Origin of the sequence: Streptomyces flaveolus (genome assembly GCF_044765825.1) — a bacterium.
Taxonomy (GTDB): domain Bacteria; phylum Actinomycetota; class Actinomycetes; order Streptomycetales; family Streptomycetaceae; genus Streptomyces; species Streptomyces flaveolus.
In genome coordinates this window covers 751,665-777,872 of record NZ_JBIWKU010000002.1, presented here as the reverse complement: position 1 = coordinate 777,872, position 26,208 = coordinate 751,665, and the positions used below count along the sequence as shown (strand labels likewise).

The following is a 26,208-nucleotide window of genomic DNA, read 5'->3' as shown; positions in this document are numbered from 1 at the left end:
CCGGGCATCTGCCGAAAGTAAGAGGCCGGCCCGCACCCTTCGGCCCCCGAAGTGCCCGCCCAGGACCGATGCCCGGCAGGCCCCCGAACGACGACGGTGGAGACGTCGCCGATACCGGGGCGACACCCCCGTCCACTCCACCACACCGCTTCGAAAGGCCGGGCGAAGACGTGTTTGTCGCCTTGAGAGACCTGACGTTCGCCAAGGGCCGGTTCGCCCTGATGGGAACCGTCGTCGTACTGATCACCCTGCTGGTCGGCCTGCTGTCCGGACTGACCGCGGGCCTGGCCCGGGAGAACGTCTCCGCCGTCACGTCCCTGCCCGCCGACCGGATCGCCTTTGCCGCGCCGAGCGGCGGCCAGGACCTGTCGTACGCCGACTCCACCGTCACCGAGACCCAGTGGCGCCGGTGGGCCGAGGCCCCCGGTGTCCGCGGCGCCGAGCCGCTCGGCATCGCCACCACCCGCGCCCGCGCGGGCGACCGGAGCACCGGCGTGTCCGTCTTCGGCGTCCGGCCCGGCTCCCCGCTCGCACCCCGCGGCGACCGGATCGACGACCGTACGGTGGTGCTGTCCACCGCCGCCGCCGACGAACTCGGCGTCCGGCCGGGTGGCACCGTCACCGTCGCCGGCCGGCGGCTGACCGTGGCCGCAGCCGAGGGCGACGTCTCCTTCAGCCACACCCCGGTGGCGTGGACGAGCCTGCGGACCTGGCAGGCGATCGCCCCGCCCGCCGGCGCCGCGGACGGCCCCACCGCGACGGTGATCGCCCTGGACACCGGCCCCGGCGCCGACCTCGCGGCCACGGACCGGGCGGCCGGCACCGAGACCGTCAGCAAGGACGACTCGCTGTCCGCGATCGGCTCCTACGCCTCCGAGAACGGCTCCCTGCAGCTCATGCGCGGCTTCCTGTTCGCCATCTCAGCCCTGGTCGTCGGCGCCTTCTTCACCGTGTGGACGATCCAGCGCAGCGGCGACATCGCCGTCCTGAAGGCCCTGGGCGCCACCACCGCCGGGCTGCTGCGCGACGCGCTCGGGCAGGCCGTCGTCCTGCTGGCCGGCGGCACCCTCGTCGGCACCGCCGCCGCCGCGACCGGCGCCGCGGTCTCCGGTGCGGTGCCCTTCGTCCTGGCACCCGCCACCGTCCTCGTCCCGGCCGCCGTGATGATCCTGCTCGGCGGTCTCGGGGCGGCACTCGCTGTCCGCCGCATCACGTCCGTCGACCCGCTGACCGCCCTGGGGAGCGCCCGATGAGCCTGCACCTGACCGGCATCACCCTGACCTACCCCGACGGCGACGGCCGCCTCACCGCCCTCGACCGCGTCACCCTGGACGTGCCCCGCGGCAGCGTCACCGCCGTCGTCGGCCCCTCCGGATCCGGCAAGTCCAGTCTGCTGGCCGTCGCGGCGACCCTCATCACCCCCGACGCCGGCACGGTCACCGTCGACGGCGCCGACACCGCCGCGATGAGCCGCGGCGAGCTGGCCGACCTGCGCCGGCGCCGCATCGGGATCGTCTTCCAGCAGCCCAATCTCCTGCCGTCCCTCACGGCGGCCGAACAGCTCCAGGTCATGGCCCACATCGACGGCCGCAGCCCCCGCGCCGCCCGGGGCCGGGCGCTGGACCTCCTCGGCGCCGTCGGCCTCGCGGACCAGGCGGACCGCCGCCCCCACCAGCTCTCCGGCGGGCAGCGTCAGCGCGTCAACATCGCCCGGGCCCTGATGAACGACCCCGGGGTGCTGCTGGTCGACGAGCCCACCAGCGCCCTCGACCACGAGCGGGGCGCCGCCGTCGTCGGCCTGATCACCCGCCTCACCCACGAGCGGGCCACCGCCACCGTGCTGGTCACCCACGACCACGCCCATCTGGCCGCGGCCGACCGTGTCACCGAGGTGCGGGACGGACGGCTGAGCGTGTCCGCACCGGCCGGCTGACCGGGCCGCCGGCTCAGACGCCGTCGGGACGGAGCCGGTCGGCGGCTCCGGGCGGCTGGATCCGCAGGCCGGGCCGGCGCCGGTGGACCGTCAGAAACGTCACGCCGTCGGGCCCGGCCTGGACGGCGCGCGTCGAACCGTGCGGCAGCCAGGTCAGCAGCCCCGGCCGCAGCGGGCGGTCGCCGTCGGTGCAGACGAGGGTGGCCGCCCCGTCGAGGACGAGCAGCAGGACGTCGAGGTCGGGTTCGGAGTGCGTGCCGACCCGTCCGGACGCGGGGACGCGGACGACGTTGGCGTCCAGCTGGCGTCCCGGTTCCGCCAGCCGCCACAGGGCGCCGGTCGGCGCGTCACCGGCGAGGGCCAGGAGCTCCGCGGTGTCGCACAGGACCCGGGGGAGCGGAGCCTCCTCGGCCGGGGCGGGGGAGCCGCCGTCTTCCGCTGTCATCGGATGTCACCGTCCGCCGTGTCCCACCGCGGCCGCCCGCCGCCCCGTTGGGCGGCCGTCCCGGCACGGCCCGTCAAGTCGCGCACTCCACAGGGCCCCAGCCGCAGGTAAAGGGGAATCTAACATGCGTATTTGTTAGGGTCCGGCTGTGCGGCTGACGAAATTCACCGACCTGGCGCTGCGTTCCGTGATGCGCCTGGCGGTCCTGAAGGACGGCGACGACCCCCTTGCCACCCGCGAGGTGGCCGAGGTCGTCGGCGTGCCGTACACGCACGCCGCGAAGGCCATCACCCGCCTGCAGCACCTCGGTGTGGTGGAGGCCCGGCGCGGCCGTGGCGGCGGACTGACACTGACCGAACTGGGGCGGCACGCCTCGGTCGGCTGGCTGGTCCGGGAGCTGGAGGGCGATGGCGAGGTCGTCGCCTGCGAGGGCGAGACGCCGTGCCCACTGCGCGGGGCCTGCCGACTGCGGGGTGCCCTGCGCGCCGCCCAGGAGGCGTTCTACAGCGCGCTCGACCCGCTGACCGTCGCCGACCTGGTGGCCTCGCCGACCGGCCCGGTCCTGGTCGGACTGACGGTTCGCCCGTCCGGCTGACGGGCGGACGGGGCGGCACGTGCCGGCCCGTGACTCAAGAGACGAAGATCATCCACCGATCAAGGAGTCGTTGTGCTCTCCGAACAGTCCGCCCCCGTGGTCCGGGCCACCCTTCCGGCGGTCGGAGCGGCCATCGGTGACATCACCGAGCTGTTCTACCGGAAGCTCTTCGACGCCCACCCCGAGCTGCTGCGGGACCTGTTCAACCGGGGAAATCAGGCCATCGGGGAGCAGCAGAAGGCACTGGCCGGGTCCATAGCGGCGTTCGCCGGCATGCTGCTGGAGCGTCCCGACGCCCGGTCTTCGGCCCCGACCTCTGGCTCGGACAGCAGGAGAACCGCCGGGCGAACGGACGCCCGGCGGCACCGGGTGCCGGCGACGGACTCCGCCGCCGGCACCCGCATATTGCGGGACGGCGTTAGGCCGCTGCGGTGAAGGCGGTGCTGATGGCGGTGTCGACCCGGGCGTGCACGACCAGTCGGGGGCCGGTCGTGTCGGCGTTGTTCTCCAGCAGCCGCCGGACCGGGGCGCTGTGGGTGACGACGCTCATCAGGACACCGAGGCGACCGCACCACTGGTGGGCCCGGAGCACGGCACTGACCGCGGCACCACTGGAGGCCTCCTCGGTCAGGACGATGACGACCGGAGCCGGCTGGTGGGCGTCGACGAGATGCGTGATGTGTGTGGACAGCGCGGCCCGCCCGTCGATTCCCGGATCCTGATCCACCGTGATGACGAGGACTCCATGCTCCAGGGTGTGGGACAGCATCGTGGTGGCCTCCGATCTGACGCCTGATGGCGAAGTGCCTTCAGTGAAAGTGCCCCGGACCCGCTCCGCAATGCGCGGCGACGGCGACGCCGCCGACGGGGCGGCTCCGGTGTCCCCGTGCCGCGGCACCGGGTGCCCGGTGAGGCGGGGAGCGAGACCGTCCTCCCGAAGGGCCCGGCGGGCCTGCGCACCGCCGCCGCGTACGATCGTCCGGTCCGTCCCCGAACCGGCAAGGAGCCCCGACCGGTGCCCGCCCTCCTCCCCGCCCCCCGAACCGGGCCCCGTCTGCTGGAGCTGGAGCGCCTGACCCGCGTGGAGGACGGCGAACGGCTGCACGCCCTGCTGTGGCGGCCCGGGCCGGGCTGGCGGATGGCCGGCAGCGCCGTGCTCGGCGGCGGCATCGCCGACTGCGCGTGGGTCCTCAACGCCCAGGTGGCGCACGGCTATCGACGCACCGATCCCGCCCGCCACCTGGCCGACCTGGCGCTCGCCGCCGGAGCCGAGGGCCGGGGCATGGGCCTGATGACCGCCGCCGACGTCCGCGACCCCGGCCGCGCACGGGACGGCGGCACGGAGGCCGTCGTCACCGCGGGCGTCTCCGTGCGGGGATGGGCGGCCGCACCGCAGGAGGGCGGCACGGGAACAGCCGGGCCGGGCACCATCAACATCCTCGCCGCCCTGCCGGTGGCCCTGAGCGACGCCGCCCTGGTCAACGCGGTCATCACGGCCACCGAGGCCAAGGTGCAGGCACTCGTCGAAGCGGGCCTCGACTGCTCCGGCACCCCCACCGACGCCGTGTGCGTCGCCGCCCGCGCGCCGCGGCCCGGCAGGGAGGTCCACGCCTTCGCCGGCCCCCGCTCCGAGTGGGGCGCCCGGTTGGCACGGGCCGTCCACCGCGCCGTGCACGACGCGCTGCCCGCCGCCGCACACGGCTGAGCCCCCGCCCCAAGTCCTCCGCGCCGCACCCGGCTTCGGCGGCCGACGGCCGCCCCGAGCGGCTACAGCGAGTTCCTGCGCCGTATCGCCGCCGCGCGCACGGCCAGCGCCGCGGCCAGCAGCACCCAGGCCACGGCGCAGTACGCCCAGGCCGTCGCACCCCGTGCCACGCCGACGGCGCTCCAGACGGCCCACAGCGCGAGCACCACGCACAACGCCGTCCACGAGATGTCGGCGACACGGGTGCGCAACTGCGCGCGCTGCCGTGTGCCGGGTTCCAGATCGCCGAGACCGGTGCCTGCTGGTGCCTTCCGACCGTCCACGTAGGGCTCCTTCGCTGGAGTACTCACGAGTGGGCGTCGGGTACCCCCTCGGGGGTCTGGCAAGCGGCCCGGGCACACATGCGCGGGGACGGCCCGCTCCGGCCGTCCCCGCGACTGTCCTCACGTACTGCTCAGCGCTGTCCGCTCTTCTCCAGCGCCTTGTCCAGGGCGGCCGCGAAGCCGTAGGCCCACAGTTGGTTCACCCGGCTGCGCTCGGTGGAGTTGGGGTACGGGTTGGTGCAGGACGGGCCGGGGCCGCCGCCCGACATCAACTCGCTGCACGGGCCGCTGTAGTGGTCGGGCAGGCCGAGCACGTGCCCGGTCTCGTGGGCGGTCACGCGGGTCGAGTCGTACTGCCGGTTCTGCGCGTAGTCGAGGAAGATGTAGCCGCTGCCGTGTCCGTCCGTGGAGGCGTACGAGCCGCGTGAGTCGTTGCCCTCGTAGTACGAGAAGTCGGCGCCGGAGCTGCTCTCCTGGAGGCGCACGTTGGACACCGAGCTGTTCCAGATCTGGGCGCTGCGGGATATCTGGGTGCGGAAGCTGGGCGCGTTTCTCGTGCTGTAGTAGACGGTGACGGCGGCCGCCGAGGACGGGCTCGCCGCCCGCTTCTCGGCGACGGACTTGACGACCGCCTCGAAGAACTCCTGGTTGGCGCGGGCGTCTTCGCCCGAGCCGGCCGACGGCTGGTAGCCGGCCTGCGCCGCGGGGGCCTGGGGCTGGGGAGCGGCGGCCGTCGCGGCCGGGCCGGTGCCGAGCACGGCGGCGGTCAGACCGAGGCCGACCGCGGTGGACAGCAGGGGCAGGGTGATGCGCATCGATGACTCCTTGTGTGGGGGAGTGGGGAGAAGTCGTCACCGGTGAGTGTGAGGCGCCCATGAGCCCGCTGTGATGATGGCAACAGGCGATAGGACCGGGCTATCACCCAGGTTCGGCCGGAGTGCAGAACTCGCCCTGTTCCGCCGCGTTTTGTTCACCTGGCGCAACCAACTGTTCCGCTCTACGCTCCCTGCATGGAGCTCGAGGTGAGGCATCTTCGCGCGCTGTGCGCCATCGCCGACGCCGGCAGCCTGCACCGGGCGGCACGCCAACTGGGCGTCGCCCAGCCCACGTTGAGCACCCAGCTGAGCCGCATCGAACAGGCCCTGGGCGGGCAGCTGTTCGTCCGGGAACGCAGCGGCTGCCGCCCCACCCCGCTCGGCCGCACCGTCCTCGGCCGGGCCCGCCCGCTGCTGGCCGACATGCGGACCCTCGTCCGCGAGGCCCGCGCCGCCGCGGCCGGCGGCGACAGCCGGCTGCGCGTCGGCTCCACGGCGAGCCGGGCCCTCGCCGGCTGGCTGCGCCGGCTCAGACACCCCGGCCTGGAACCGACGCTCCAGATGGACGTCTCCGCCAACGCGCTGCTGCGCAGGGTCGGCGACGGCCAGCTCGACGTCGCCTTCGTGCACGAGGTGGAGGGCTGCCCGCTGCGCGTCCCCGAGGGCCTGCGGCTGCGGGTCCTGATCGAGCGCGAACCCCAGTTCGTCATGCTGCCCGCCGACCATCCGGCGGCGGCACGCCCCGTCGTCCACCTCACCGACCTCGCCGACGACCGGTGGATGGTCGACCCCACCGTGGACGGCGAATGGGACGGCGTGCACCGCATGCTGCGCGCCGTCGGCCTCGACCCGCGGGTCCTGCACGGCGACTACCACACCGCCGCGTCCCTCGTCGCGACCGGCGAAGTCGTCACCGTCTGCCAGCCCAGCTCCCAGTCCCGCCCCGACATGGTGGTACGGCCCCTGTACGGCGACCCCCTCGGCGTGCGCCTGCTGCTGGCCGCCCGCACCCGGGCCGAGCTGGACGCGGTCTACCCCGCGCTCGAGGAGGCGTACTGGGAGGTGGCCCGCCAGTCCTCCGTCTACCGCGAGTGGCTGGAGGGTCCCCGGCCGCACGCCGTGGCCCCGTGCTCACCGGCGACCGGAGCGGGGACCGACCGGGCGGAGTTCGTTCCCGCCCGCTGAACCGGACCATCCGGCCATTCAGGTGCTTTCCGTCCCGAACCGGTATGACAACAGGGCCAAACGGTTACGCAGAGGGGCATGAGCTCTGCGCGACGACTTCCCCCCATGCGTTCGGTGGCCGTGATGTGTGCCCTGGGCAGTTCCGTACTGCTGATGGCGGCCTGCACCAATGCCGATACGACACGCTCGAGTGTCGCCGAGGCGGCACAGACCGGTTCCCCCACCGGTACCGCTTCCCCGACCGACACCACTTCCTCCCCCACCGCTTCCCCCACCGCCTCGGAGGACCAGGACAAGGCCGAGCGCAAGGCCCTGGTCCCGATGGCCAAGGTGACCTGGGACAAGGCCGCCGACACCGCCGTCAAGGAGGTCTCCGGCAGCAAACTCGTCGACCTCGAACTGAAGAAGACCTCGGCCGAGGCGACCGCCTCACCCACGGGCTCACCGATGCCGAGCACCCCGAACCCCGCCCCCAGCGCGGGCGCCCCCGAGTGGGAGGCCAAGGTCGCCGCCTCCGACGGCACCGTGCACCGCATCGACATCGACGCGGTCAGCGGGAAGGTCTTCCGCACCCAGGTCGAGGCGGACCAGAGCGCCGACGACAAGAAGGAGATCGCCGACCGGCTGAGCAAGGCCACCCAGACCCCGCAGCAGGCGGTGAAGGCCGCCACCGGCAAGGCCAAGGGCACCGTCACCGGCGTCGAACTCGACGAGAACGACAACCAGCAGGTCATGTGGGCCGTCGACGTCGTGGACACCGGCAACTGGAACGAGACGACGGTCGACGTCGACGCCACGAACGGCAAGATCCTCAGCGAGCACGTCGACAGCGACTGAGCACCGGTCCGGCAAGCACTCAGGGAGCAGCGGGCCACCTCGCCCGACTGCTCCCTCTCCTCGTGCCGTTCGGTGTCAGACGGCGGCCTCGACGGCCTCCGTCGTCTCGCCCCGCATCCGGCCCGGCAGGGTCAGTACGGCCAGGAAGCCGCAGACCGCGACCGCGGCGAAGAAGTAGAAGCCCCACGGGTGACCGATCCCCGAGGAGACCAGGGCCCCGGTGATCGACGGGCCGACGATCGAACCGATCCGGCCGATGCCGGACGCCGAGCCGAGCGCCGTGCCGCGCACGGAGGCCGGGTAGAAGTTCGTCACGTAGGCGTAGACGAGCACCTGCGCGGAGAAGACGAACACACCGGTGAGGAAGACCACCGTGTTCAGCAGCAGGTCGCTCTCCATCTTGATGCTCAGACAGGCCAGCATGAGCACCGACACCGCGAACCAGCCCATCGTGGTGCCCTTGATGCCCCGCCGGTCGGCGACCCACCCGCCGAGGACCAGGCCGACCACGCCGCCGACGTTGAGCACCAGGAGCTGGGTGACGGCCGTGGGGACCGGGTAGCCGGCGTCGTTCATGAGCTTCGGCAGCCAGGTGTTGAGGCCGTAGACCAGCAGCAGTCCCATGAACGAGGCGACCCAGATGCCGATGCCCGCGCGCAGGTACGCCGGCTTCAGCAGTTCCGTGAACGGCACCCGTGCGGCCCCGTCCCGCTTGGCCCGCACGAAGGCCTCCGACTCCGGCAGCTTGAACCACTGCACGGCGGCGACGGCGAGGCCGACGACGCCCAGCACGTAGAAGAGGACCTCCCAGTCGTCGGTGACCTGGAGGGCCAGCAGCGAGGTGATGACGGCGCCGGTGTGGTACCCGGTCATCGTCAGGGTGCTGGCCCGCGCCCGGCGGCCGGCCGGCATGTGCTCGGCCATCATGGTCAGCGAGACGGGCATGCAGGCGCCGAGGCCCAGACCGGCGGCGAGGCGCAGCGCGGCGAACATCGTCACGGAGTTCGCCAGCGGTACCACGATGGTGAAGACCGAGAACACCACCACCGAGCCGATGAGCAGGCGCCGGCGGCCCAGCCGGTCGGCGAGCGGACCGACGCAGACCGCGCCGATGGCCACGCCGACGAGCGAGAGCGTCGCGACGGTGGTCGCGTCACCCGCGGTCATGCCGAGATGGTGGGTCTTGAGCAGGGTGGGGATGATGGCGCCGAGGACGACGAGGTCGTAGCCCTCGAGCAGGACGGTGATCCAGCACAGGAGCACGGTCCATCTGCTGTTTCCGGTGGCGCCGGTGCGGGCCGGCGCGTCGGACGTGGTGGCGGAAGCCATGGTGACATTCCCCCCAGGGGACGGGAGTGGGCGAGCGGACGGGGAGGAGCGGGGAGGGACCTCAGAACGGGTAGTCGGCGATGTCCGGGCGGACCGTGACCCACTGGGTCTCGGTGAACGCCTCGACGTTGGCCGCGGCGCCGCCGAAACGGGAGCCGGTGCCGGAGGCCTTGACCCCGCCGAAGGGGGCGTTGGGTTCGTCGCCCACGGTCTGCTCGTTGATGTGGATCTTTCCGGAGTCGATCCGGTCGGCGAGCTTCATCGCCGTGCCGACGTCGCCGAGGATGCCGACGGACAGCCCGTACTCGCAGTCGTCGACGATCCGCGCGGCCTCCTCCAGCGTGGAGAAGGAGATGACGGGGGCGACGGGGCCGAAGATCTCCTCGCGCCAGGCCGGCATGTCGGTGGTGAGGCCGGTCAGCACGGTGGCGCGGTAGCAGGCGCCGTCGATCTCGCCGCCCGCGGCGACCTTCGCGCCCGCCGCGACGCTGTCGGTGACGATGCCGTGCACCCGCTCCAGCTGACGGCGGTCGATGATCGGGCCGAGCGCGACGTCCTCGCGCGCCGGGTCGCCGACGGGAAGCGCCTCGGCCTTCGCGGCGAGCGCGGCGGTGTACTCCTCCACCAGCGACTCGTGGACGATGTGCCGGCCGGTCGTCATGCAGATCTGGCCCTGGTGCAGATAGGAGCCGAACGCGCCCGCCGAGGCCGCCTTCTGCACGTCCGCGCCCGGCAGCACGACCAGCGCGTTGTTGCCGCCCAGCTCCAGGTGGGCCCGCTTCAGCAGCCGGCCGGCCTGCTCGCCGATCGCCCGCCCGACCGGCGTGGAGCCGGTGAAGGAGACGACCCGGACCTCGGGTGCCTCGACGACCGCCTTGCCGACCGAGCCGTCGCCCGGCAGCAGGTGGAGGACGCCGGCGGGGAGCCCGGCCTCCTCGAAGACCCGGGCGATGACGACACCGCCGCTCACCGCCGTGCGCGGGTCCGGCTTGAGCAGCACCGCGTTGCCGAGGGCGAGGGCGGGGGCCACCGAGCGCAGGCCGAGGATGAGCGGGAAGTTGAAGGGCGCGATCACGCTGACGACACCGGCCGGACGGCGGCGCGCGAGCGACCAGCGGGCCTCCTCGGAGGTGAGCACCTCGCCCTGCGGATGCGTCGGCAGGCCCGCGCACTCGAAGCACTCGCCGATCGCGAGCCCCACCTCGAAGCCCGCCTTGGTCCGCACCGAGCCGGCCTCGCGCACCAGCCAGGCCTCGATCTCGGCGGCGTGCTCGGTGAAGAGCTCGCCCGCGCGGCGCAGTACGGCGGCCCGCTGCTGCGGGGAGGTCGCCGCCCACGCGCGCTGGGCCTCGGCGGCCCGGGCGGCGGCGCGCCCCACGTCCTCGGCGGCGGCCAGGCCCACCGCGCCGAGCGTGTCACCGGTAGCCGGTTCGACGACCGGCTGCTCGGCGGGGGAGTCCTGCCAGCCGTCGCTGAAGAACTTCCCGCCCCAGACGTCGCTGTCCAGGAATGTCATCGTCTTCCCCTTCATCGGGATCTTCGGGTGCCGAGCGCCTCGGCGGCTCCGGGCGCTCGGCCGGTCGGTCGGGCCGGGCGGTCAGGACGGCGTGGTGAGTGCCGTGTCCACCTGGATCAGCCGCGGACCGTCGGGCCGCTCGGCGAGCGCGGCACGCAGTTCCTCCACGCCGCCGACGTGCCGGGCACGGACGCCGTAGCCCTCGGCGATGCGGGTGAAGTCCAGTCCCGGGATGTCCAGTCCGGGAGCGTCCGGCACGCCGAGCAGGCCGCCGAACCAGCGCAGCGCCCCGTACGTGCCGTTGCGCAGCAGGACGACGGTCAGCGGGACCCGGTGCTGGGCGGCCGTCCACAGGGCGGTGATGCCGTAGTTGGCCGAGCCGTCGCCGACGACGCCGACGACCGGGCGGCCCGGCTGCCCCATCGCGACGCCCACCGCGCCGGGCAGTCCGAAACCGAGGCCGCCGGCCGCCGGGAAGTAGTAGGAGCCGGGGCGGCGCAGGTCCATCTGGCGCCACCACGCGGCGTTGGTCGACGTCGACTCGACGACGTACGCGGTGTCCTCGGGCAGTTCGTCGCGCAGCGCGGCGAAGACCTGCTCGGGGTGCAGGCTCGGCCCCTCGGCGGTGAGCGGCTCGGGCACCGGCAGATGGGCGCCGGCCGGCTCGGCAGGAGCCTCGAGGGTCTTCAGCAGCAGGTCGACGACGGCGCCCGGGTCGGCCACCAGTGCCTCGCCCATCGGTGCCCGCGCGGCGGCCGAGGCGTCCTCGGTCACCTGGATGAGCCGGGTGCCCTCCGGCAGATACCGGCCGGGCAGGTACTCGTGGTAGCGGAACACCGGTGCGCCCAGCACGAGCACCAGGTCGTGGCCCTCGAACGCCTGCGAGACCGGCGCGATGCCGGCGGGCAGCACGCCCCGGAACAGCGGGTGCCGGTTCGGGAAGGGCAGCCGGAACTGCGACGGGGCCGCCCACACCGGTCCGCCCAGGCGCTCCGCCAGCCGGACGGCGTCGTCGAACAGGCCCGCCGAGTCGATGTCCCCGCCCAGCACCAGCGCGGGCCGCCGGGCGGCGGTGACCCTTTCGGCGAGCCAGCGGCTCTGCTCCCCGTCGGGCACGGAGGCCCGCCGCACCTGGCGGTCGAGGACGGCCAGGCTGTTGTCGCCGGCCTCGGCAGCCCAGTCGTCGTAGGGGACGGAGAGGTACGTCGGCCGTCGCTGGAGCCGCGCCTCGAAGACGGCCTGGGCGAGCGCCCGGGGCACGTCCTCGGCGCACGCCGGTTCCGCCGCCCAGCCGACCAGCGGCTTCATCAGGGCCGGGGCGTCGACGCTGGCCAGGTTGGCCTCCGGGCCGACGGCCGGCCGCACCTGCTGACCGGCGACGACCACGAGCGGGGTACGGGAGGCCACGGCGTTCGTCAGGGCGCCCATCGCGTTGCCGGAGCCGGAGGCGGCGTGCAGGTTGACCAGCACCGGACGGCCGGTCGCCTGGGCGTACCCGTCGGCCATGCCGACGACGGCACCCTCGTGCAGCCCGAGGACGTAGCGGAAGCCCTCGGGCAGGCCGGCGAGGAAGGGCAGCTCGTTGGAGCCGGGATTGCCGAAGACGGTGGTGAGGCCCTGGCGCTCCAGGAACTCGTGGGAGACACGACGCACGGATGGCACGGACGTTCCTTTCGAAGTGACGTCCGACACGCTAAGCACCCCGCGACATGGGCACCAATAGATGTTTCGGCGGTCCGATATAGAGTCGATCGATATGGGCACCTTCGATCTCAACCTGGCCCGCGTCTTCGTCCTGCTGTACGAGACCGGCAGCGTCACGGCCACCGCGGAGACGCTCCACGTCACACAGCCCACCGTCAGCTACAGCCTGGGCAAGCTCCGCCGGCACTTCGACGACGAGCTGTTCCGCCGCACCGGCCGAGGGCTGACGCCGACGGCGGGCGCCCGGCGGCTGTACGAGCCGCTGCAGCGTGCCCTCGCGGACATCGACGGGACGGTCCGGCAGGCCGACACCTTCGACCCCGAGACCATGTCGGGCCGCTTCACCATCGCCCTGTCCGACCTCGGCGAGGCGACCCTGCTCCCGAGGCTCCTCGCCGCGGCCCGCGAGCGGGCGCCGGGGGTGTCCTTCACCGTGCGCCCGTTCGACGTGGAGGACGCCGAGAGCCATCTGCGCCGCGGCGACCTCGACGCGCTCGTGGCCACGCCGGTGCTGGCCTCGCACCGGACCGTGCGCATCCCGCTCTTCCAGGAGCGCTACGTCGTCATGGTCGCCGCCGATCACCCCCGCGTCCGGGGCGACGCGGTCACCCTGGCGGAACTCGCCGCCGAGCACCACGCGACGGTGTTCGGGCCGAGCGGCCACGTCACGCCCCGCGCGCTCCTGGCGGCGCACGGGCTGCTCGACCGGGTGGTCGTGGACGCCACTCGCTTCTCGATGCTGCCCTACCTGCTGGAGCAGACCGACCTGATCGCCGTCGTTCCCGAGTACGTCGGAGAGGTCTTCACCGCCTCCCACCGGGTGCGCCTGGTACGGCTCCCGTTCGAGACCGACCCGATCGAGGTGGCGCTGTACGCCCGTCACGAGTCCTCGCGCAGTCCGGCGCAGCGGTGGCTCGTGCGGTTCATGGCGGAGGTGCTGGGCGAGCAGGTGAGCCCCGCCCAGCTCCCGCCGACGGCGGCGGTGACGTAGCCGTCACGGCCGGGGCGGCCGCCCGCTCACGACGATACGGGGCGGCGCCGCCCTGATCAGCTCCGCTTCAGCCACTCCTCGTACCGCGTCGCGGCCGTCTCCACGGTGCCGTCCCCGGTCAGGATGCCGTCCGGGACACGGGCGAAGAGGCCCGCGTCCTCGTCGGTCACGACCGAGCGGCCGTCCGGGCGGGCCGTGAGGGTGATCTCACCGAGCCGGTCGAGCCGGTGGATCTCGGGGCCCGCGATCTCGCGGTAGCCCCGCAGCGGATCACCCTGCGCCGCGTCGGCCACCGCTCGCGCGACGTCGGCGGACGCGATCGGGCGCAGCTGTGTCGACGGCAGGTGCACCTCCGTGCCCTCGGTGCCCATGTCCATGACCGGACCGACGAACTCGAAGAACTGGGCGGCCCGCACGATGCTGTACGGCACCCCGCCCTCGCGCAGCGCCTCCTCCTGGGCGACCTTCGCCCGGTAGTAACCGATCCCGGGCAACCGGTCGATGCCGATGATCGACAGGGCCACGTGGTGGCGGACGCCCGTCTCCTTCTCGGCGGCGACCTGGTTCCGCGTCGAGCGGACGAAGAAGTCCCGGGCGACGTCCTCCTCGAAGGAGGGGGAGTTGGTCACGTCCACGACGACGTCCGCACCCCGCAGGGCCTCCGCCAGACCCTTGCCGGTGAGGGTGTCGACGCCCGTGGTGGGCGAGGCGGCCACGGCCTCGTGACCGCCGTCGCGGAGAAAGCGCACGACCTGCGTACCGATCAGCCCCGTACCGCCGATGACCACGATCCTCATCGTTCTCTCCGTCTCGTTCCGTTTCCCGTGGGGTCGACGCCGTTCGCCGGCCCCGGAGCACCGAAATGCGCAGCAGCGGGACAAGGCAGCGTCCGGATCTGTGACAGCCGGGCGCGGCGCGTGTTTGCCGCCGGAGTGACAGGCAAAGCGGAGTCCATGAGCGATCCGAACAAGGACACGAACCAGAAGCCCGACACCACCCGGACGGCCGAGTCCAAGGCGCGCGGTGCCGCGGACCGGGCGACCGCTCCCGCCTCGCGGGCCGCAAAGTCCGCCGGCAGTAAGGCCGCTGACGCAGGGTCAGCGGCCAAGGCCGGAGCCGAACGCTCGGCCCAGGCGGCGTCCGGGGCGGTGCAGACGGCGGCCAAGGGCGTCGAGGCCGGGCGGCAGGCGGTCATCACCACCTCGGGGCACGTCGCCACCACGGCGAAGACGGCGTGGACGGTCATCGCCCAGCGCAGGCTCGTCGCCGCGGGCGTGGGCGCCGGCCTGACCGCGCTGAGCGCCGCCTCGTACGCCATGGGCCGGCGCTCGGGACGCCAGACGCACGGCCCCCTCACCCGGCTCACCGGCGGCCGCATCTGACGCCCGTCGCCCGGCGCGCCGGGACGGGCGGGCATGTCCGTCCGGGCACCCGGCCGGGCAGGACGGGCCACCGGGTGGGCCGAGCCACCGGCCTCGCGGTCCAGGGCGCCGGCCGGTGGCCGCGCCGTGCCCGGGTGCCGCCGCCGGCGCGGCCGGCTCCGGCAGGTGCCGTACCACCGCCTCGGCATGACGTTCGCCCCGCCCCCGGACGGGAAGGTCCGCCACCGCTCCCCGGAGAGGGGAAGATAGGACCGCGAGCGAATGCATGACCGATGCGGAGGAGTGGGCGCATGCAGCACGACCGGGCCGGGCGGCCGGCCGACCCCGAGGACCTGATCGACGTCGCCAGGCTGGTGACGTCCTACTACGCCCTGCACCCGGACCCCGCCGAGCCCGGACAACGCGTGGCCTTCGGCACGTCCGGGCATCGCGGCTCGTCCCTGGCGGCGGCGTTCAACGAGGACCACATCGCCGCGACCAGCCAGGCCATCTGCGAGTACCGCGCGGCCCAGGGCACGACCGGCCCGCTCTTCCTCGGCGCCGACACCCACGCGCTGTCCGAGCCGGCGAGGATCACCGCGCTGGAGGTGTTCGCCGCCAACGACGTCACCGTGCTCATCGACACGGCGGACGGCTACACCCCCACCCCGGCCGTCTCCCACGCCATCCTCACCCACAACCGGGGCCGCGCCTCGGGGCTCGCGGACGGCGTGGTCGTGACCCCCTCGCACAATCCGCCGGCCGACGGCGGCTTCAAGTACAACCCGCCGAACGGCGGCCCGGCGGGCTCGGACGCGACCTCCTGGATCCAGGACCGGGCCAACGAGATCATCGCGGCCGGCCTGAAGGACGTCCGGCGCGTCCCCTACGCGCAGGCCCTCGCCGCCCCCGGCACCGGCCGCTACGACTTCCTCGGCACATACGTCTCCGACCTGCCGAGCGTCCTGGACCTCGACGCCATCAGGTCCGCCGGGTTGCGCATCGGCGCCGACCCGCTGGGCGGCGCCTCCGTCGCGTACTGGGGCCGGATCGCCGAGCAGCACCGCCTCGACCTGACCGTGGTCAATCCGCTGACCGACCCCACCTGGCGGTTCATGACGCTGGACTGGGACGGCAAGATCCGCATGGACTGCTCGTCGCCGCACGCGATGGCCTCCCTCATCGAGCAGCGCGACCGCTTCACCATCGCCACGGGCAACGACGCCGACGCCGACCGGCACGGCATCGTCACCCCCGACGCCGGCCTGATGAACCCGAACCACTACCTGGCCACCGCCATCCACTACCTGTACGCCCACCGCACCGAGTGGCCCGCCGACGCGGGCGTGGGCAAGACGCTGGTGTCCTCCGGCATGATCGACCGGGTCGCGGCCGACCTCGGCAGGCGGCTGGTCGAGGTGCCCGTCGGGTTCAAGTGGTTCGTGGACGGACTGGTCGGCGGCACGCTCGGCTTCGGCGGCGAGGAGTCCGCCGGCGCCTCCTTCCTGCGCCGGGACGGCTCCGTGTGGACCACGGACAAGGACGGCATCATCCTGGCCCTGCTCGCCTCCGAGATCACCGCCGTCACCGGCAAGACCCCGTCCGAGCACTACGCCGCCCTCACCACCCGCTTCGGCGAGCCCGCCTACGCCCGCATCGACGCCCCCGCCACCCGCGAGGAGAAGGCCCGCCTGGCCGAGCTGTCCCCGGCCCAGGTCACCGCCGACACCCTCGCCGGCGAACAGGTCACCGCCGTGCTCACCGAGGCGCCGGGCAACGGCGCGTCGATCGGCGGCATCAAGGTGACCACGGAGAACGCCTGGTTCGCGGCCCGCCCCTCGGGCACCGAGGACGTCTACAAGATCTACGGCGAGTCGTTCCTCGGCCCGGACCACCTCCGGCAGGTGCAGGACGAGGCCAAGCTGGTCGTCCTCGGCGCCCTGGGCGGCTGACACCCACGCCTGTGCTCCCCCGGGCCGGTCACTCCCGGCCGGTCCGGGGGAGCGCCACGGTCAGCCCGCGGATCTCGTAGCCGCCGATCGCCTCCCGGAAGCCGACCCGCGGCCGGCCGGTCATCCGCAGGCCGTCGAGGGCGAACAGGCGGCTGAGGAACACATCGGTCTCCAGGACGGCGATGTGCGCTCCGGGACACCGGTGCGGTCCGTCGCCGAAGGAGAGCCCGGCGCCGACCTCCGGCGTCCTGCCGGGCCGGACCAGCAGGGGATCGTCGCCCACGGCCGTCGGGTCGGCGTTGGCGTGGTCCAGCAGGATCTCGACGTGCTCGCCCGGACACACCGTCACCGGCCCGTCGGGCGCGTCCAGTCGAAGCTCCTCGGTCGCCCGGCGGCGCAGTTGCCCGACCACCGGCTCCAGGCGCAGCAGCTCCTGGAGGACGGCCAGGCGCCCGGCCTCGTCCGCCGAGCGGTAGTGGTCGAGGAGCCCGGCGTCCGTGAACAGGTGCCAGGCGGCCAGACACACGAATTCGCGGGTCGTGACCATGCCGGCCGCGGCGAACGTCAGGCACTCGCCGAGGATCTCCGCGTCCGAGCAGCCCTCCGCGATCAGGTGGGAGATCAGGTCGTCGTGCTCCCGGCGGCGGTGCGCGCGGACGGCGGGGCGGACGTCGGCGAGATGGATGCGCAGCCAGTTGGTGTTCTGCCGCAGGAACCAGTAGAGGCCGCGCACACTGGTCAGGCCCGGCTCGCCGAACTCCTCCGGGAAGAACCGCTCCAGCCTGCGGCGGATGCCGGGTCTGCCGTACCGCAGGCCGACGACCTCGCTCACCACGCCGATCGCCAGATCGAAGGCGAGGTCGGAGAGCTGGGCCTCCCCGGCCGTGCGCAGGGCCGCCAGCTGCTCCTCGGCGATGCGGACCATCAGCTCGCGGTAGTGCTCGTCCACCCGGCGGGGAGTGAAGAAACGCGCGGTCTGCCGGCGGTGTTCCCGGTGATCGGGCCCGTCCCGGTAGAGCACGGGACGGCGGATGCGGGGCGGCAGCTTCTCCACCGTCTCGATGCCGAGACCGGCCTGCACGGTTCCCGGGCCGCGCAGCAGCGCACGCGCCACGGCGTAGTCGTGCACCCGCCACGTCCCGTCGTCGGCGCGGCTGACCGGGCACGTGGGCCGGGTCCTGCCCCGGTCGGCCTTGCGTGCGGATCCCGTCCCGTCCTGCACCGGCGGACACCCCCAAGTCCGTTGGCGGGCAGCCCTGGTGGCCGCCCGGCCTGACCGTCGTGGTCCCAGGATCGGGCACGCGCCCCTCCGCCGGCCACCCCCGGAAGCGGCGGCGTCGCGGCGGGCCGGCCACTCGATACCGGGCACGTCGCCGCACTCCACGACGCGGTGGCCGGAAACAGCACCGGTTCGCCGGCCTCCGGACCCGGACCGTCCCTCCGACCCGGACAGCGGCCGGACGCTCGCGGTGGCCACCGAGCACCGTGACGGGTGGCTGCGCGGGTACCGGGGCGTGCAGGGCTTCGCCTGCCTGGTCCTGCGCCCGCGGTGACACGAGGGACGTTCCGGACGGCCCGATGACGACCGTGCCTGATGGTGCCCGGCTTTTGGGGGTAGACGGCTGGCGTAACGGTCAAGGCTCAGGAAGAGGGCGGATCGGATGAACGGGGCTGCCCACCATGGGGACCGGCTGGAAACGACGCCGGTCAGAGTTTCGGCGGAGTACGAGGGCATTCCCGGTGACATCGCCCGGGGCCGGGAGCTGGCCCGGGGATTTCTGGCACGTCTGCGGGCGGCCCGGGGGATCGCCGTGTCCGACCGGACGGTGGACGTGGTGCAGCTCGTGGTCAGCGAGCTGCTGACGAACGCCTGCAAGTACGCGCCCGGGCCGTCCCTGGTCGATCTGGAGCTGGCCGAGGACCGGGTGGAGGTGAGCGTGTGGGACAGCGATCCGGTGCTGCCCGTGCCCGCGGCCTCGGACCCCGGCCGGGTCGGCCGGCACGGGCTGGAGATCGTCATGGCCGTCTGCCAGACGTACGAGGTACGCAGAGAAACGGTCGGCAAGCGCACGACGGCCGCGGTGCGGCTCGCCGACGCATGAGGGCCGGCCGGGAACCGCGGGCCGGGCGGCCGAAGCGGGCCGGCGCCCGAACGGCCTCCGTCACGCTCCGGCGGGCCGCCGGCCGGGGCGCGGGAGCCGGTACAGCACACTCCGGCGCAGCGGCCCCTCCGGCACTCCCGGGTCGTCGAAGTCGTCGGCCGGATCACGGGTCATGCCCAGGCGGCGCATCACGGCCCGCGAACGACGATTGGTGACCGCAGTGATCGCGAGGACCTCCGGCAGAGCGAGCTCCTCGAAGGCGAAGGCCACCACGGCACGGGCGGCCTCGGTGGCGTAGCCGTGCCCCCAGGCGGGGCGGGCCAGCCGCCAGCCGGCCTCGACACCGGTGAAGGGCATGCCGTCCTCGACCGGATCGAGCCCCGTGAACCCGATGAACTCACCGGTGGCCGCGACCTCCACCGCCCACCACCCCCAGCCCCGCCGCTCGAGATCGGCCTGGAAACCGGCCGCGGACGCCTCACTCCGCTCCCGGTCGAGCACATCGGGGAAGTACGCGCGGACCTCCGGGTCGGCGTTCATGGCCGCCCACGGGGCCAGGTCGGACTCCCGCCACTCGCGCAGGACAAGACGATCGGTACGCAGCTCGGACATCACGCCAACCTAGAGGGACCGCGTCCGCGGAGCCACCGGATAACGGCTCGTGCGGGCGCTGCCCGGCGGGCCGGCGGCGTTCCCTCCATCGGCCGCCTTCGGGGCGGTTCGTCCGTGCCCTCTGAGGGAACCTGGCGGGATGGACGGCATCGGAAGGCTGTGAGGGTCGTGACATCACGCTGGGCGGGCCACCGGGAGGGCGACGGACCAGGACACGACGGGTCGGACGGTGTCCCCGGGCCCGGCTTCGCCCGCGCCGTCCTCCACGACCTCGGCGCCGGCGTCCTCACCCTCGACCTGTCCGGCCGCATCACCTCGGTGAACCCGTGGGCCGAGCAGTTGCTGGGGCGGTCGGCGGCGGAGATGACCGGGCTGGACGCGCACGACCTGCTGCACCGGTACGCCGACGGCGGCCCCGTCCCCCGGGAGCGGTGCGCGCTGCGCAACCCCCTGCGCGGGGCGTCGGCCGAGGAGGGCAGCGAGGAGTACTTCCAACGGGCCGACGGCAGCACGGTGCCGATCATCTGGGCGGCCACCCCGCTGGTCGTGGACGGCCGCCCGGAAGGGCTGGTGCTCGTCTTCCACGACTTCAGCCTGCACCGCAGCGCCGCCGAGGAGGCGCAAGGGCGCACCGCGGCCCTGGAGACCCTCACCGCCCAGCTGCACCTGGTGGCCGACATCTCGACGGTGCTGGTCCCCACCGAGCGCATCTCCGTCACCATCCGCCGCCTCCTGCGGATGCTGGTGCCGGAACTGGGAGGGTGGGCCGCCGTCGACGTCGACCCGGGACAGCAGGACGTCCTGGAACGGCTCGCCGTCCGCAGCAGCAGCCATCCGCAACGGGCCCGGCGGCTGCGAGGGCCGCTGTCCCCGCTGCCGGGCCCGTCACGCGCGGCGCTGGCCCGGCTGGTCAACGGCGACCGTCCCGTCGTGCTGAGTGCCGAGGACGTGCTCCACGACCCGCGCGCCCCGCTCGCGGCCACCCACCGCGCGCTGTTCGAACAGCTCGGCGGTCACACCGCCGTGGTCGTCCCGCTGCGCACCCGGCAGCGGTCCTACGGAATCCTGACCGTGGCCCGCACCGGAAACTCACCCGCCCACACCGAGGCCGAGGTCGCCCTGCTCGCCGACATCGGCCGCCGCGTCGGGCTGGTCCTGGACAACGCCCGGCTCTACCACGAGCAGCAGAACGTCGCCGAGACGATGCAACGCCAGCTGCTGACCCCCCTCCCGCAGGTCGACCACGTCCGCATGGCCGCCCGCTACTGGCCCGCCGAGAGCGCCATGGAGATCGGCGGCGACTGGTACGACGCGTTTCTGCTCGCCGACGGGGTGCTGGCCCTGGTCATCGGGGACGTCGTCGGGCACGACCTGCAGGCCGCGGCCCACATGGCGGAGGTCCGCAACATGCTCCGCGCCCTGGCCTGGGACCATCAGGAGCCGCCCAGCGTGATCATGCACCGTCTCGACGAGGCCGTCACCCACACCAGCGACGCCCCCATGGCCACGCTGGTCTTCGCCCGCGTCGAGGGCCCCGAGGGCGGGCCCTGGCAGTTCCACTGGGTCAACGCCGGTCATCCGCCGCCCCTGCTGATCACGTCGGACGGCGAGACCCGCTACCTGGAGGGCGGCCACGGCCCGCTGATCGGCATGAGCGAGGCACTGCGCCTCGGCCTGGAATGGCCCGACGCCCGCGAGGAACTCCCGCCGGAGAGCATCCTCCTGCTCTACACCGACGGCCTGGTCGAAAGCCGTGCGCGCCCGATCGACCTCGGCATGGCCAAGCTCCGCCACCACGCCGGCGTCCTGGCCCGCCGGCTGGGGGAGCGGACCGTCGACGACTTCTGCGACGAACTCCTGGCACGCATCGCGCCCCGCGGCGACGACGTGGCCCTGCTCGCGCTGCGCCTGCCCGCCGCGGGCGTCGGTGCCGCCGGCGACACCGCACCGCCCCCGCCGGCCCAGTCCCCGCACAGCGAGGCCGCCCCCGACCGGGCCGCCCCCGGCTCCCGCCGCGAGCACCCGGAGGTTCTGGACCCGACCCACGACGACCCGGAGGACCAGGGCCCGGCGTAGAAGCGGCCCGCGAGTCTCTGCGCCATGACGGCGGACTCGCGCCGAGACCGTGCCCGCGGAGTCCTGGACCCCGCAGAAGCGGGCCACCGTCCTACGGCCGCCGCAGCAGTCCCCGCTCCATGGCCACCACCACCGCCCGCGTCCGGTCGTTCACGTCGAGCTTGGCGAACAGGCGCAGCAGATGGGTCTTGACCGTCGCCTCCGAGATGACGAGGCGTCTGCCGATCTCCGCATTGGTGAGGCCGTCGGCCACCGCCCCGAGCACGTCCGTCTCACGGGCGGTGAGCGGGTCCTGCACCGGGCGCCGCATGCGCGCGATCAGCTTCTCGGCCACCCGCGGCGCCAGCACGGTCTCACCCCGCGCCGCCGCGTGGATCGCGTCGGCGAGCTGCTCACGGGTGGTGTCCTTGAGCAGATAGCCGATGGCGCCCGCCTCCACCCCCCGCTCGATGTCCTGGTCGGTGTCGTACGTCGTCAGGATCAGCACCCGGGTCCGCGGATACCGGGCGACGATCTCGGTGGTCGTCCCCACCCCGTCGAGCACCGGCATCCTCAGGTCGATCAGCGCGACGTCCGGGGCGTGCCGCTCGACCAGGTCGAGGGCCGCCCTGCCGTCCGCCGCCTCCCCGACGATGTCGATGCCGTCCTCACCCGCGAGCAGCGCGACCACGCCCGCCCGCATGACGGTGTGGTCGTCCACCACGAGCACCCGGATCCGTCCGCCGGTCATCGCGTCGCCTCGCTCTCCGTGTCGCCGGCCTCGGCCGGCAGGTCCAGGGGTATCACCGCGAGCACCCGCGTGCCGTCGCCGACCGAGCTGGTGACCGTCAGCCGGCCGCCCAGTTCCGCCAGGCGTTTGCGCATCCCGTCGAGCCCGAATCCCGTCGACTCCTCCGGTACGAAGCCGATGCCGTCGTCGGTGATCTCCAGCTCCACACCGTAGGGCCGGCGGGCGAGGACCACCCCGACCGTCGAGGCCCGCGCGTGCTTGCGGACGTTGGCGAGGGACTCCTGGGTGCAGCGCACCAGCGCGATCCGGGTCTGCTGGTCGCACCGGACGTCCGCCAGGTCGGAGGACACCGAGAGCCCGGTGTCCTCCGTGAAGCGGTCCAGGACGCGGCGCAGTGTCTGCGCCACCGTGCCGGCCGCCGCCCCGCCCCGCCGCTGCGCCGAGCCCACCAGTTCCCGTGCCTCGGCGAGGTTCTCGCGGGCCGTCGACTCGATGGAGCGCAGCTGCTGGGCGCTGCGGGCCGGTTCGGTGCCGAGGCCCGCCCGGGCCGCCTCCGCGAGGACCACGATCGACGCGAACCCCTGGGCGAGGGTGTCGTGGATGTCCCGCGCCATCCGCTCCCGTTCGTCCGCGGCTCCCTGACGCTGGTGCGCCTCCGACAGCTGCGCCTGGGCCCGTTCCAACGCGACGATCAGCCGGGCCCGTTCGGAACTCTGCGCGACCACCGCGTGCGCCCACAGCCCGATCAGCACGCCCACGGCCACGACGATCAGGGTGGACACCATCGTCTCGCCGAAGAACTCCAGCGACCAGCCCTGCCGGTACCAGCTCCCGGCCAGCGTCGTGGCGGTCGCCAGTCCCAGGAACGCCATGGACACCCTCGGAGTCCGTCCGAACATCCAGTAGTGCGGCAGCGTCACCATGAACAGCGCCGCGTAGCTGCCGCCCAGATACGCGAGGCCGCCCAGCGCGCCCACCAGCACCGAGAGGTAGACCTGCGGCCGCACCACGGGGTTGTCGGGGAAACGGTCGAGGACCGCGTAGCAGAGCACCACACAGCCGAGCAGCGCGAGCGCCCCGTACCTGCTCCCGCCGGGCCCTTCCATCGTGGCCAGACCGACGGCCATGGCGGCGAACAGCACCCAGCACACGGCGTTCCAGCGGCGCAGTGAAACGGACCAGAGGTCGTCGGCGGAGGGCCCGGTGAGAGCGGTCATGCCGGTCAACGTACGTCGGCCACCGGCCGGCCGGATACGGCGAGGTCCGGTTCGGCGCTGCCCTGCCGCCCCGGGCGCGACGGCCACCAGGTCTTCTCGCCGAGCAGGAGCAGCGCCGCCGGCAGGATCATGATGCGTACCACGAAGGCGTCGAGCAGCACCGCGGCCGCGAGGACGAAGCCGATCTGCTTCATCTCGATGATGTGCAGAAGGACGAAGCTCACGAAGACGGTGGTCATCACCACCGCGGCACTGGTGACCACGCTCGCCGACGTCCGGATCCCGTCGAGCACCGCCTGCCGCGTGGGCGCCCCGGCGAGCGCCGCCTCCCTGATCCGGCTGACCACGAACACCTGGTAGTCCATGGAGAGGCCGAACAGGATCACGAAGAGGAAGAGCGGGACCCGCGAGCCGATCGAGCCGGTGGAGTGGAAGTCCAGCAGCCCTTCGGCCCAGGTGCCCTGGAAGACGAGGACGAGCACTCCGAGCGCCGCGGCCGCCGACAGCAGGTTCAGCACGACGCCGATCAGACCGAGCACCACGGAACGGAAGGCGTACACGGTCATCGCGAACGTCACCAGCAGCAACGCCCCGAGCACGAGAGGGATCTTGCTGTTCTGGTGGGCCGGATAGTCCGCGTAGCGGGCCACGTCCCCGCTGACGCCGTACTCCACGCCGTCGACCCGGCCCACCGTGGCCGGCAGATAGTCGTCGCGCAGATGTGCGAGGGAGTCGCGGGCCTCGGAGGAGTTGCCGAGGTGGGGCACCGTCAGCCGCAGCACGCTGACGCGGTGGTCGGCCGAGGTGCTGATGTCCGAGGCGCCGGTGAACAGCGGGTCCCGGCCGGCGAGCCCGGCGAGCCCGCGCAGTGCGTCGGTGACCTCCCCGGCGCGTTCCGCGTCGGCGCGCACGACGACGTCGTGGGTGACCCGCCGGTCGGGGAAGGCTTCGTTGAGGCGGTCGTACACGCGCATCGCGGCGATCTCCCGGGAATGCGTGTCCCGGCTCATCTCCGTGATGTTCAGGCCGGCCAGGGGGAGGGCGAGGGCGAGCAGGGCGAGCACCGAGACGCACAGGGTGGCGAGCGGGTGCCCGGTGGCGGGCCGCAGCAGGGCCGTCCAGATCCGGCCGGCGCCGTCGCCGCGTAGGCGCCGGACCGGTTTCCCGTGCTCCGCCCGGCGCAGTGCCCTGCGTTCCGCGCGCCTGCCGAGCACGGTGAGCAGCGCGGGCAGCGCCGTCAGGGAGCTGGCCACCGCCATCAGCACGACCACGATGGTGCCGGTCGCCAGTGACGAGAAGATCACGTCGGAGGCCAGGTACAGCGTCGCCGTGGAGGCCACGACCGCCAGGCCCGACACCACGACCGCCCGGCCCGACGTGGCCGCCGCCAGCTCCACCAGCGCCTCGCTGCTCAGCCGGCCGCCGGCCCGGGCCCGTTCCTCCCGCTCCCGTTTCAGGTAGAAGAGCGTGTAGTCGACGCCGACCGCCAGGCCGATCATCAGGATCACGTTGGTGCCGACCCCGGCGTCGGGGGAGAGGTGGGAGACCACCATCGACAGGCCGATCGCGGCCGCGATCGACGACAGCGCGAGCAGCAGCGGCACCGCGGCCATGACCACCGAGCCGAAGGCGATCAGCAGGGTGACCAGGGTGACCGGCAGCGTGATCTTCTCGGACAGCGCCAGGTCCTCACCGCGCTGCCGGTCGACCCCCTTGCTGACGGAGGGGCTCCCGGTCTCCTCCAGCAGCAGCCGGGGGTGGGCCTTCTGCACGGCGGCGGTCTGGGCGAGGAGCGCGTCCACCTTGTCCTTCGCCTCGCGCTCCTCGCCCTTCAGGGACACCTCGACCATGAGGATCCGGTGGTCGCCCGACCACACCGGTGCGGCCACGCCCGCCACATCGGGCAGCGTCTTCATCCGGTCCGTCAGATCCCGTGCCGCCGCCTCGGCCGCCTGCCCGTCCACGGCACCCGATCGGGCGGAGATCAGCACCTGCTCGGCGGACGTGCGTTCCAGGTGTGCTTCGGCCGCCATGGCCTCGGCGCGGCCGGCCTCGCCGACGCGGTAGTCGGCCGTCCTGGCGCTGTTCGTGCCGACGGCTGTGCCGGTCACCAGGCACAGCACCACGAACAGGAGCCAGCCGACGACGGCCCGCCAGGGGTGCCGTGCGCTCCAGCGCGCCATGCGCACAGTCATTGGGTTCATGCCCGAAAGCCTCGCGGACCAGGGCAGTTGACGGACAGAGGTGTCCGGCTGAACCTGCCGTCCACCGATCGGTGGACGGCGGCGGTGGGGAAGACCCCCGTGTCCGCCGGCCGTATCTTCCGGGCGGTGACGTTCACCCGGGTGAGCGCCTGGAGTGGTGGAAGAGAGACGGCTGACTGACGGTAAATCACGTCAGGGCCGAGTCACATCAGCTGACGAAGCACCAGCTGCTCGGTCGTGGCGGAAGGAATCTCAGATGCGATCTACTCGCACCCTCCTGGCCACAGCGGCGGCTTCGACCGTCCTCGTCCTCGGCGCTCCCGGCGCCTACGCGGCCGGTGGCGACTGGGACCACGATGACTCTTCCTACAGCAAGGAGCAGGGCAACGGAAGCAAGCACGACGAGCCGCGCGGCGGAGTACACACGGGTGGCGGTGCGCTGACCGCGGTGAACGAGGGCGACTGGGGCGGTTCCGGCGACGACGGCGGTGAGAAGTCCCGGGGTGGTTCCGGCGACGACGGCGGTGAGAAGTCCTGGGGCGGCGGCGGTGAGAAGTCCCGGGGTGGGGACGAGCG

The 26,208-nt window shown here is 73.3% G+C and carries 25 protein-coding genes and 1 pseudogene; 13 read left to right on the top strand and 13 right to left on the bottom strand.

The annotated features are described in order from the left end of the window. Positions 1-170 precede the first annotated feature (170 nt). Together ACIRG6_RS08955 and ACIRG6_RS08950 are read left to right on the top strand one after the other, a co-directional pair. On the top strand, positions 171-1,253 hold the full coding sequence (locus ACIRG6_RS08955) for an ABC transporter permease (RefSeq protein ID WP_403321711.1): 1,083 nt from the start codon (positions 171-173) through the stop codon (positions 1,251-1,253). Next, positions 1,250-1,933 (top strand): ABC transporter ATP-binding protein, encoded by a 684-nt coding sequence (locus ACIRG6_RS08950; protein WP_364679401.1) that lies wholly within the window; start codon positions 1,250-1,252, stop codon positions 1,931-1,933. The genes ACIRG6_RS08955 and ACIRG6_RS08950 overlap by 4 nt, the downstream gene beginning before the upstream one ends. A gap of 13 nt (positions 1,934-1,946) precedes the next feature. Here the strand turns inward: ACIRG6_RS08950 and ACIRG6_RS08945 are convergent, their stop codons facing one another. After that, positions 1,947-2,378, bottom strand: a complete 432-nt coding sequence (locus tag ACIRG6_RS08945; RefSeq protein ID WP_403321709.1) for a hypothetical protein — start codon at positions 2,376-2,378, stop codon at positions 1,947-1,949. Between the two features lie 148 nt (positions 2,379-2,526). Between ACIRG6_RS08945 and nsrR the strand changes: the two genes are divergently transcribed. After that, positions 2,527-2,973 (top strand): nitric oxide-sensing transcriptional repressor NsrR, encoded by a 447-nt coding sequence (nsrR, locus tag ACIRG6_RS08940; RefSeq protein ID WP_364679396.1) that lies wholly within the window; start codon positions 2,527-2,529, stop codon positions 2,971-2,973. A 72-nt stretch (positions 2,974-3,045) separates the two neighbouring features. Continuing rightward, positions 3,046-3,277 (top strand): annotated as a pseudogene (locus ACIRG6_RS08935) (hemin transporter); the annotation flags it as partial. 114 nt (positions 3,278-3,391) lie between these two features. On the opposite strand, the gene ACIRG6_RS08930 reads toward ACIRG6_RS08935, so the two are convergent. Further along, positions 3,392-3,742: a hypothetical protein gene (locus ACIRG6_RS08930; RefSeq protein WP_225630638.1), complete on the bottom strand. Its 351-nt coding sequence runs from the start codon at positions 3,740-3,742 to the stop codon at positions 3,392-3,394. A 246-nt stretch (positions 3,743-3,988) separates the two neighbouring features. Here ACIRG6_RS08930 and ACIRG6_RS08925 point away from each other — a divergent pair, with 246 nt between their 5' ends. After that, positions 3,989-4,678 carry an adenosylcobinamide amidohydrolase gene (locus tag ACIRG6_RS08925; RefSeq protein WP_403321708.1) on the top strand — a complete coding sequence of 230 codons (690 nt, stop codon included), beginning with the start codon at positions 3,989-3,991 and terminating at the stop codon, positions 4,676-4,678. A 62-nt stretch (positions 4,679-4,740) separates the two neighbouring features. Here the strand turns inward: ACIRG6_RS08925 and ACIRG6_RS08920 are convergent, their stop codons facing one another. Further along, a complete protein-coding gene (locus tag ACIRG6_RS08920; protein ID WP_318217056.1) occupies positions 4,741-5,001 on the bottom strand; it encodes a hypothetical protein in 261 nt (86 codons plus the stop codon). Between the two features lie 131 nt (positions 5,002-5,132). Beyond that, positions 5,133-5,816, bottom strand: coding sequence for a snapalysin (snpA, locus tag ACIRG6_RS08915; RefSeq protein WP_318217055.1), 684 nt, complete (start codon positions 5,814-5,816; stop codon positions 5,133-5,135). A gap of 195 nt (positions 5,817-6,011) precedes the next feature. On the opposite strand from snpA, the gene ACIRG6_RS08910 reads away from it, so the two are divergent. Further along, on the top strand, positions 6,012-7,001 hold the full coding sequence (locus ACIRG6_RS08910; RefSeq protein WP_364820545.1) for a LysR family transcriptional regulator: 990 nt from the start codon (positions 6,012-6,014) through the stop codon (positions 6,999-7,001). A gap of 78 nt (positions 7,002-7,079) precedes the next feature. Further along, positions 7,080-7,838 (top strand): PepSY domain-containing protein, encoded by a 759-nt coding sequence (locus ACIRG6_RS08905; protein ID WP_403321706.1) that lies wholly within the window; start codon positions 7,080-7,082, stop codon positions 7,836-7,838. Between the two features lie 75 nt (positions 7,839-7,913). On the opposite strand, the gene ACIRG6_RS08900 is transcribed toward ACIRG6_RS08905, so the two are convergent. The 3 genes from ACIRG6_RS08900 to mdlC all read right to left on the bottom strand — a co-directional run bounded on the left by ACIRG6_RS08900 (position 7,914) and on the right by mdlC (position 12,345). Beyond that, on the bottom strand, positions 7,914-9,167 hold the full coding sequence (locus ACIRG6_RS08900; RefSeq protein ID WP_364679381.1) for an MFS transporter: 1,254 nt from the start codon (positions 9,165-9,167) through the stop codon (positions 7,914-7,916). 61 nt (positions 9,168-9,228) lie between these two features. Further along, positions 9,229-10,683: a benzaldehyde dehydrogenase gene (locus ACIRG6_RS08895; RefSeq protein WP_350716898.1), complete on the bottom strand. Its 1,455-nt coding sequence runs from the start codon at positions 10,681-10,683 to the stop codon at positions 9,229-9,231. A gap of 81 nt (positions 10,684-10,764) precedes the next feature. After that, on the bottom strand, positions 10,765-12,345 hold the full coding sequence (gene mdlC, locus ACIRG6_RS08890) for a benzoylformate decarboxylase (protein ID WP_350716900.1): 1,581 nt from the start codon (positions 12,343-12,345) through the stop codon (positions 10,765-10,767). A 94-nt stretch (positions 12,346-12,439) separates the two neighbouring features. Here mdlC and ACIRG6_RS08885 point away from each other — a divergent pair, with 94 nt between their 5' ends. Further along, a complete protein-coding gene (locus ACIRG6_RS08885; protein ID WP_364679374.1) occupies positions 12,440-13,378 on the top strand; it encodes a LysR family transcriptional regulator in 939 nt (312 codons plus the stop codon). A 56-nt stretch (positions 13,379-13,434) separates the two neighbouring features. Here the strand turns inward: ACIRG6_RS08885 and ACIRG6_RS08880 are convergent, their stop codons facing one another. After that, positions 13,435-14,175 carry an SDR family oxidoreductase gene (locus ACIRG6_RS08880; protein ID WP_364679371.1) on the bottom strand — a complete coding sequence of 247 codons (741 nt, stop codon included), beginning with the start codon at positions 14,173-14,175 and terminating at the stop codon, positions 13,435-13,437. Positions 14,176-14,331: 156 nt separating this feature from the next. Between ACIRG6_RS08880 and ACIRG6_RS08875 the strand changes: the two genes are divergently transcribed. Next, positions 14,332-14,760, top strand: coding sequence for a hypothetical protein (locus ACIRG6_RS08875; protein WP_403321703.1), 429 nt, complete (start codon positions 14,332-14,334; stop codon positions 14,758-14,760). A 290-nt stretch (positions 14,761-15,050) separates the two neighbouring features. After that, positions 15,051-16,691 carry a phosphoglucomutase (alpha-D-glucose-1,6-bisphosphate-dependent) gene (gene pgm / locus ACIRG6_RS08870; protein ID WP_403321701.1) on the top strand — a complete coding sequence of 547 codons (1,641 nt, stop codon included), beginning with the start codon at positions 15,051-15,053 and terminating at the stop codon, positions 16,689-16,691. Between the two features lie 28 nt (positions 16,692-16,719). On the opposite strand, the gene ACIRG6_RS08865 is transcribed toward pgm, so the two are convergent. Then, positions 16,720-17,913, bottom strand: a complete 1,194-nt coding sequence (locus ACIRG6_RS08865; protein ID WP_364679362.1) for a cytochrome P450 — start codon at positions 17,911-17,913, stop codon at positions 16,720-16,722. A 439-nt stretch (positions 17,914-18,352) separates the two neighbouring features. Here ACIRG6_RS08865 and ACIRG6_RS08860 point away from each other — a divergent pair, with 439 nt between their 5' ends. After that, positions 18,353-18,793 (top strand): ATP-binding protein, encoded by a 441-nt coding sequence (locus tag ACIRG6_RS08860; RefSeq protein ID WP_392145416.1) that lies wholly within the window; start codon positions 18,353-18,355, stop codon positions 18,791-18,793. A gap of 60 nt (positions 18,794-18,853) precedes the next feature. Here ACIRG6_RS08860 and ACIRG6_RS08855 read toward each other — a convergent pair whose 3' ends face one another. Further along, positions 18,854-19,405 (bottom strand): GNAT family N-acetyltransferase, encoded by a 552-nt coding sequence (locus ACIRG6_RS08855; protein ID WP_364679356.1) that lies wholly within the window; start codon positions 19,403-19,405, stop codon positions 18,854-18,856. A gap of 168 nt (positions 19,406-19,573) precedes the next feature. Between ACIRG6_RS08855 and ACIRG6_RS08850 the strand changes: the two genes are divergently transcribed. Further along, complete coding sequence (locus ACIRG6_RS08850; protein WP_364679353.1) at positions 19,574-21,481, top strand: SpoIIE family protein phosphatase; 1,908 nt, start codon at positions 19,574-19,576, stop codon at positions 21,479-21,481. A gap of 91 nt (positions 21,482-21,572) precedes the next feature. On the opposite strand, the gene ACIRG6_RS08845 is transcribed toward ACIRG6_RS08850, so the two are convergent. Genes ACIRG6_RS08845 through ACIRG6_RS08835 form a run of 3 tightly spaced genes read right to left on the bottom strand, consistent with a single transcriptional unit; the run spans position 21,573 to position 25,632 of the window. Further along, positions 21,573-22,211, bottom strand: a complete 639-nt coding sequence (locus ACIRG6_RS08845) for a response regulator transcription factor (protein WP_364679350.1) — start codon at positions 22,209-22,211, stop codon at positions 21,573-21,575. Continuing rightward, positions 22,208-23,428: a sensor histidine kinase gene (locus ACIRG6_RS08840; RefSeq protein ID WP_403321695.1), complete on the bottom strand. Its 1,221-nt coding sequence runs from the start codon at positions 23,426-23,428 to the stop codon at positions 22,208-22,210. The genes ACIRG6_RS08845 and ACIRG6_RS08840 overlap by 4 nt, the downstream gene beginning before the upstream one ends. A 5-nt stretch (positions 23,429-23,433) precedes the next feature. Continuing rightward, positions 23,434-25,632 carry an MMPL family transporter gene (locus ACIRG6_RS08835; RefSeq protein WP_403321693.1) on the bottom strand — a complete coding sequence of 733 codons (2,199 nt, stop codon included), beginning with the start codon at positions 25,630-25,632 and terminating at the stop codon, positions 23,434-23,436. A gap of 256 nt (positions 25,633-25,888) precedes the next feature. Between ACIRG6_RS08835 and ACIRG6_RS08830 the strand changes: the two genes are divergently transcribed. Continuing rightward, the coding region (locus tag ACIRG6_RS08830) for a hypothetical protein (RefSeq protein ID WP_403321692.1) at positions 25,889-26,208 on the top strand (320 nt) is incomplete at its 3' end.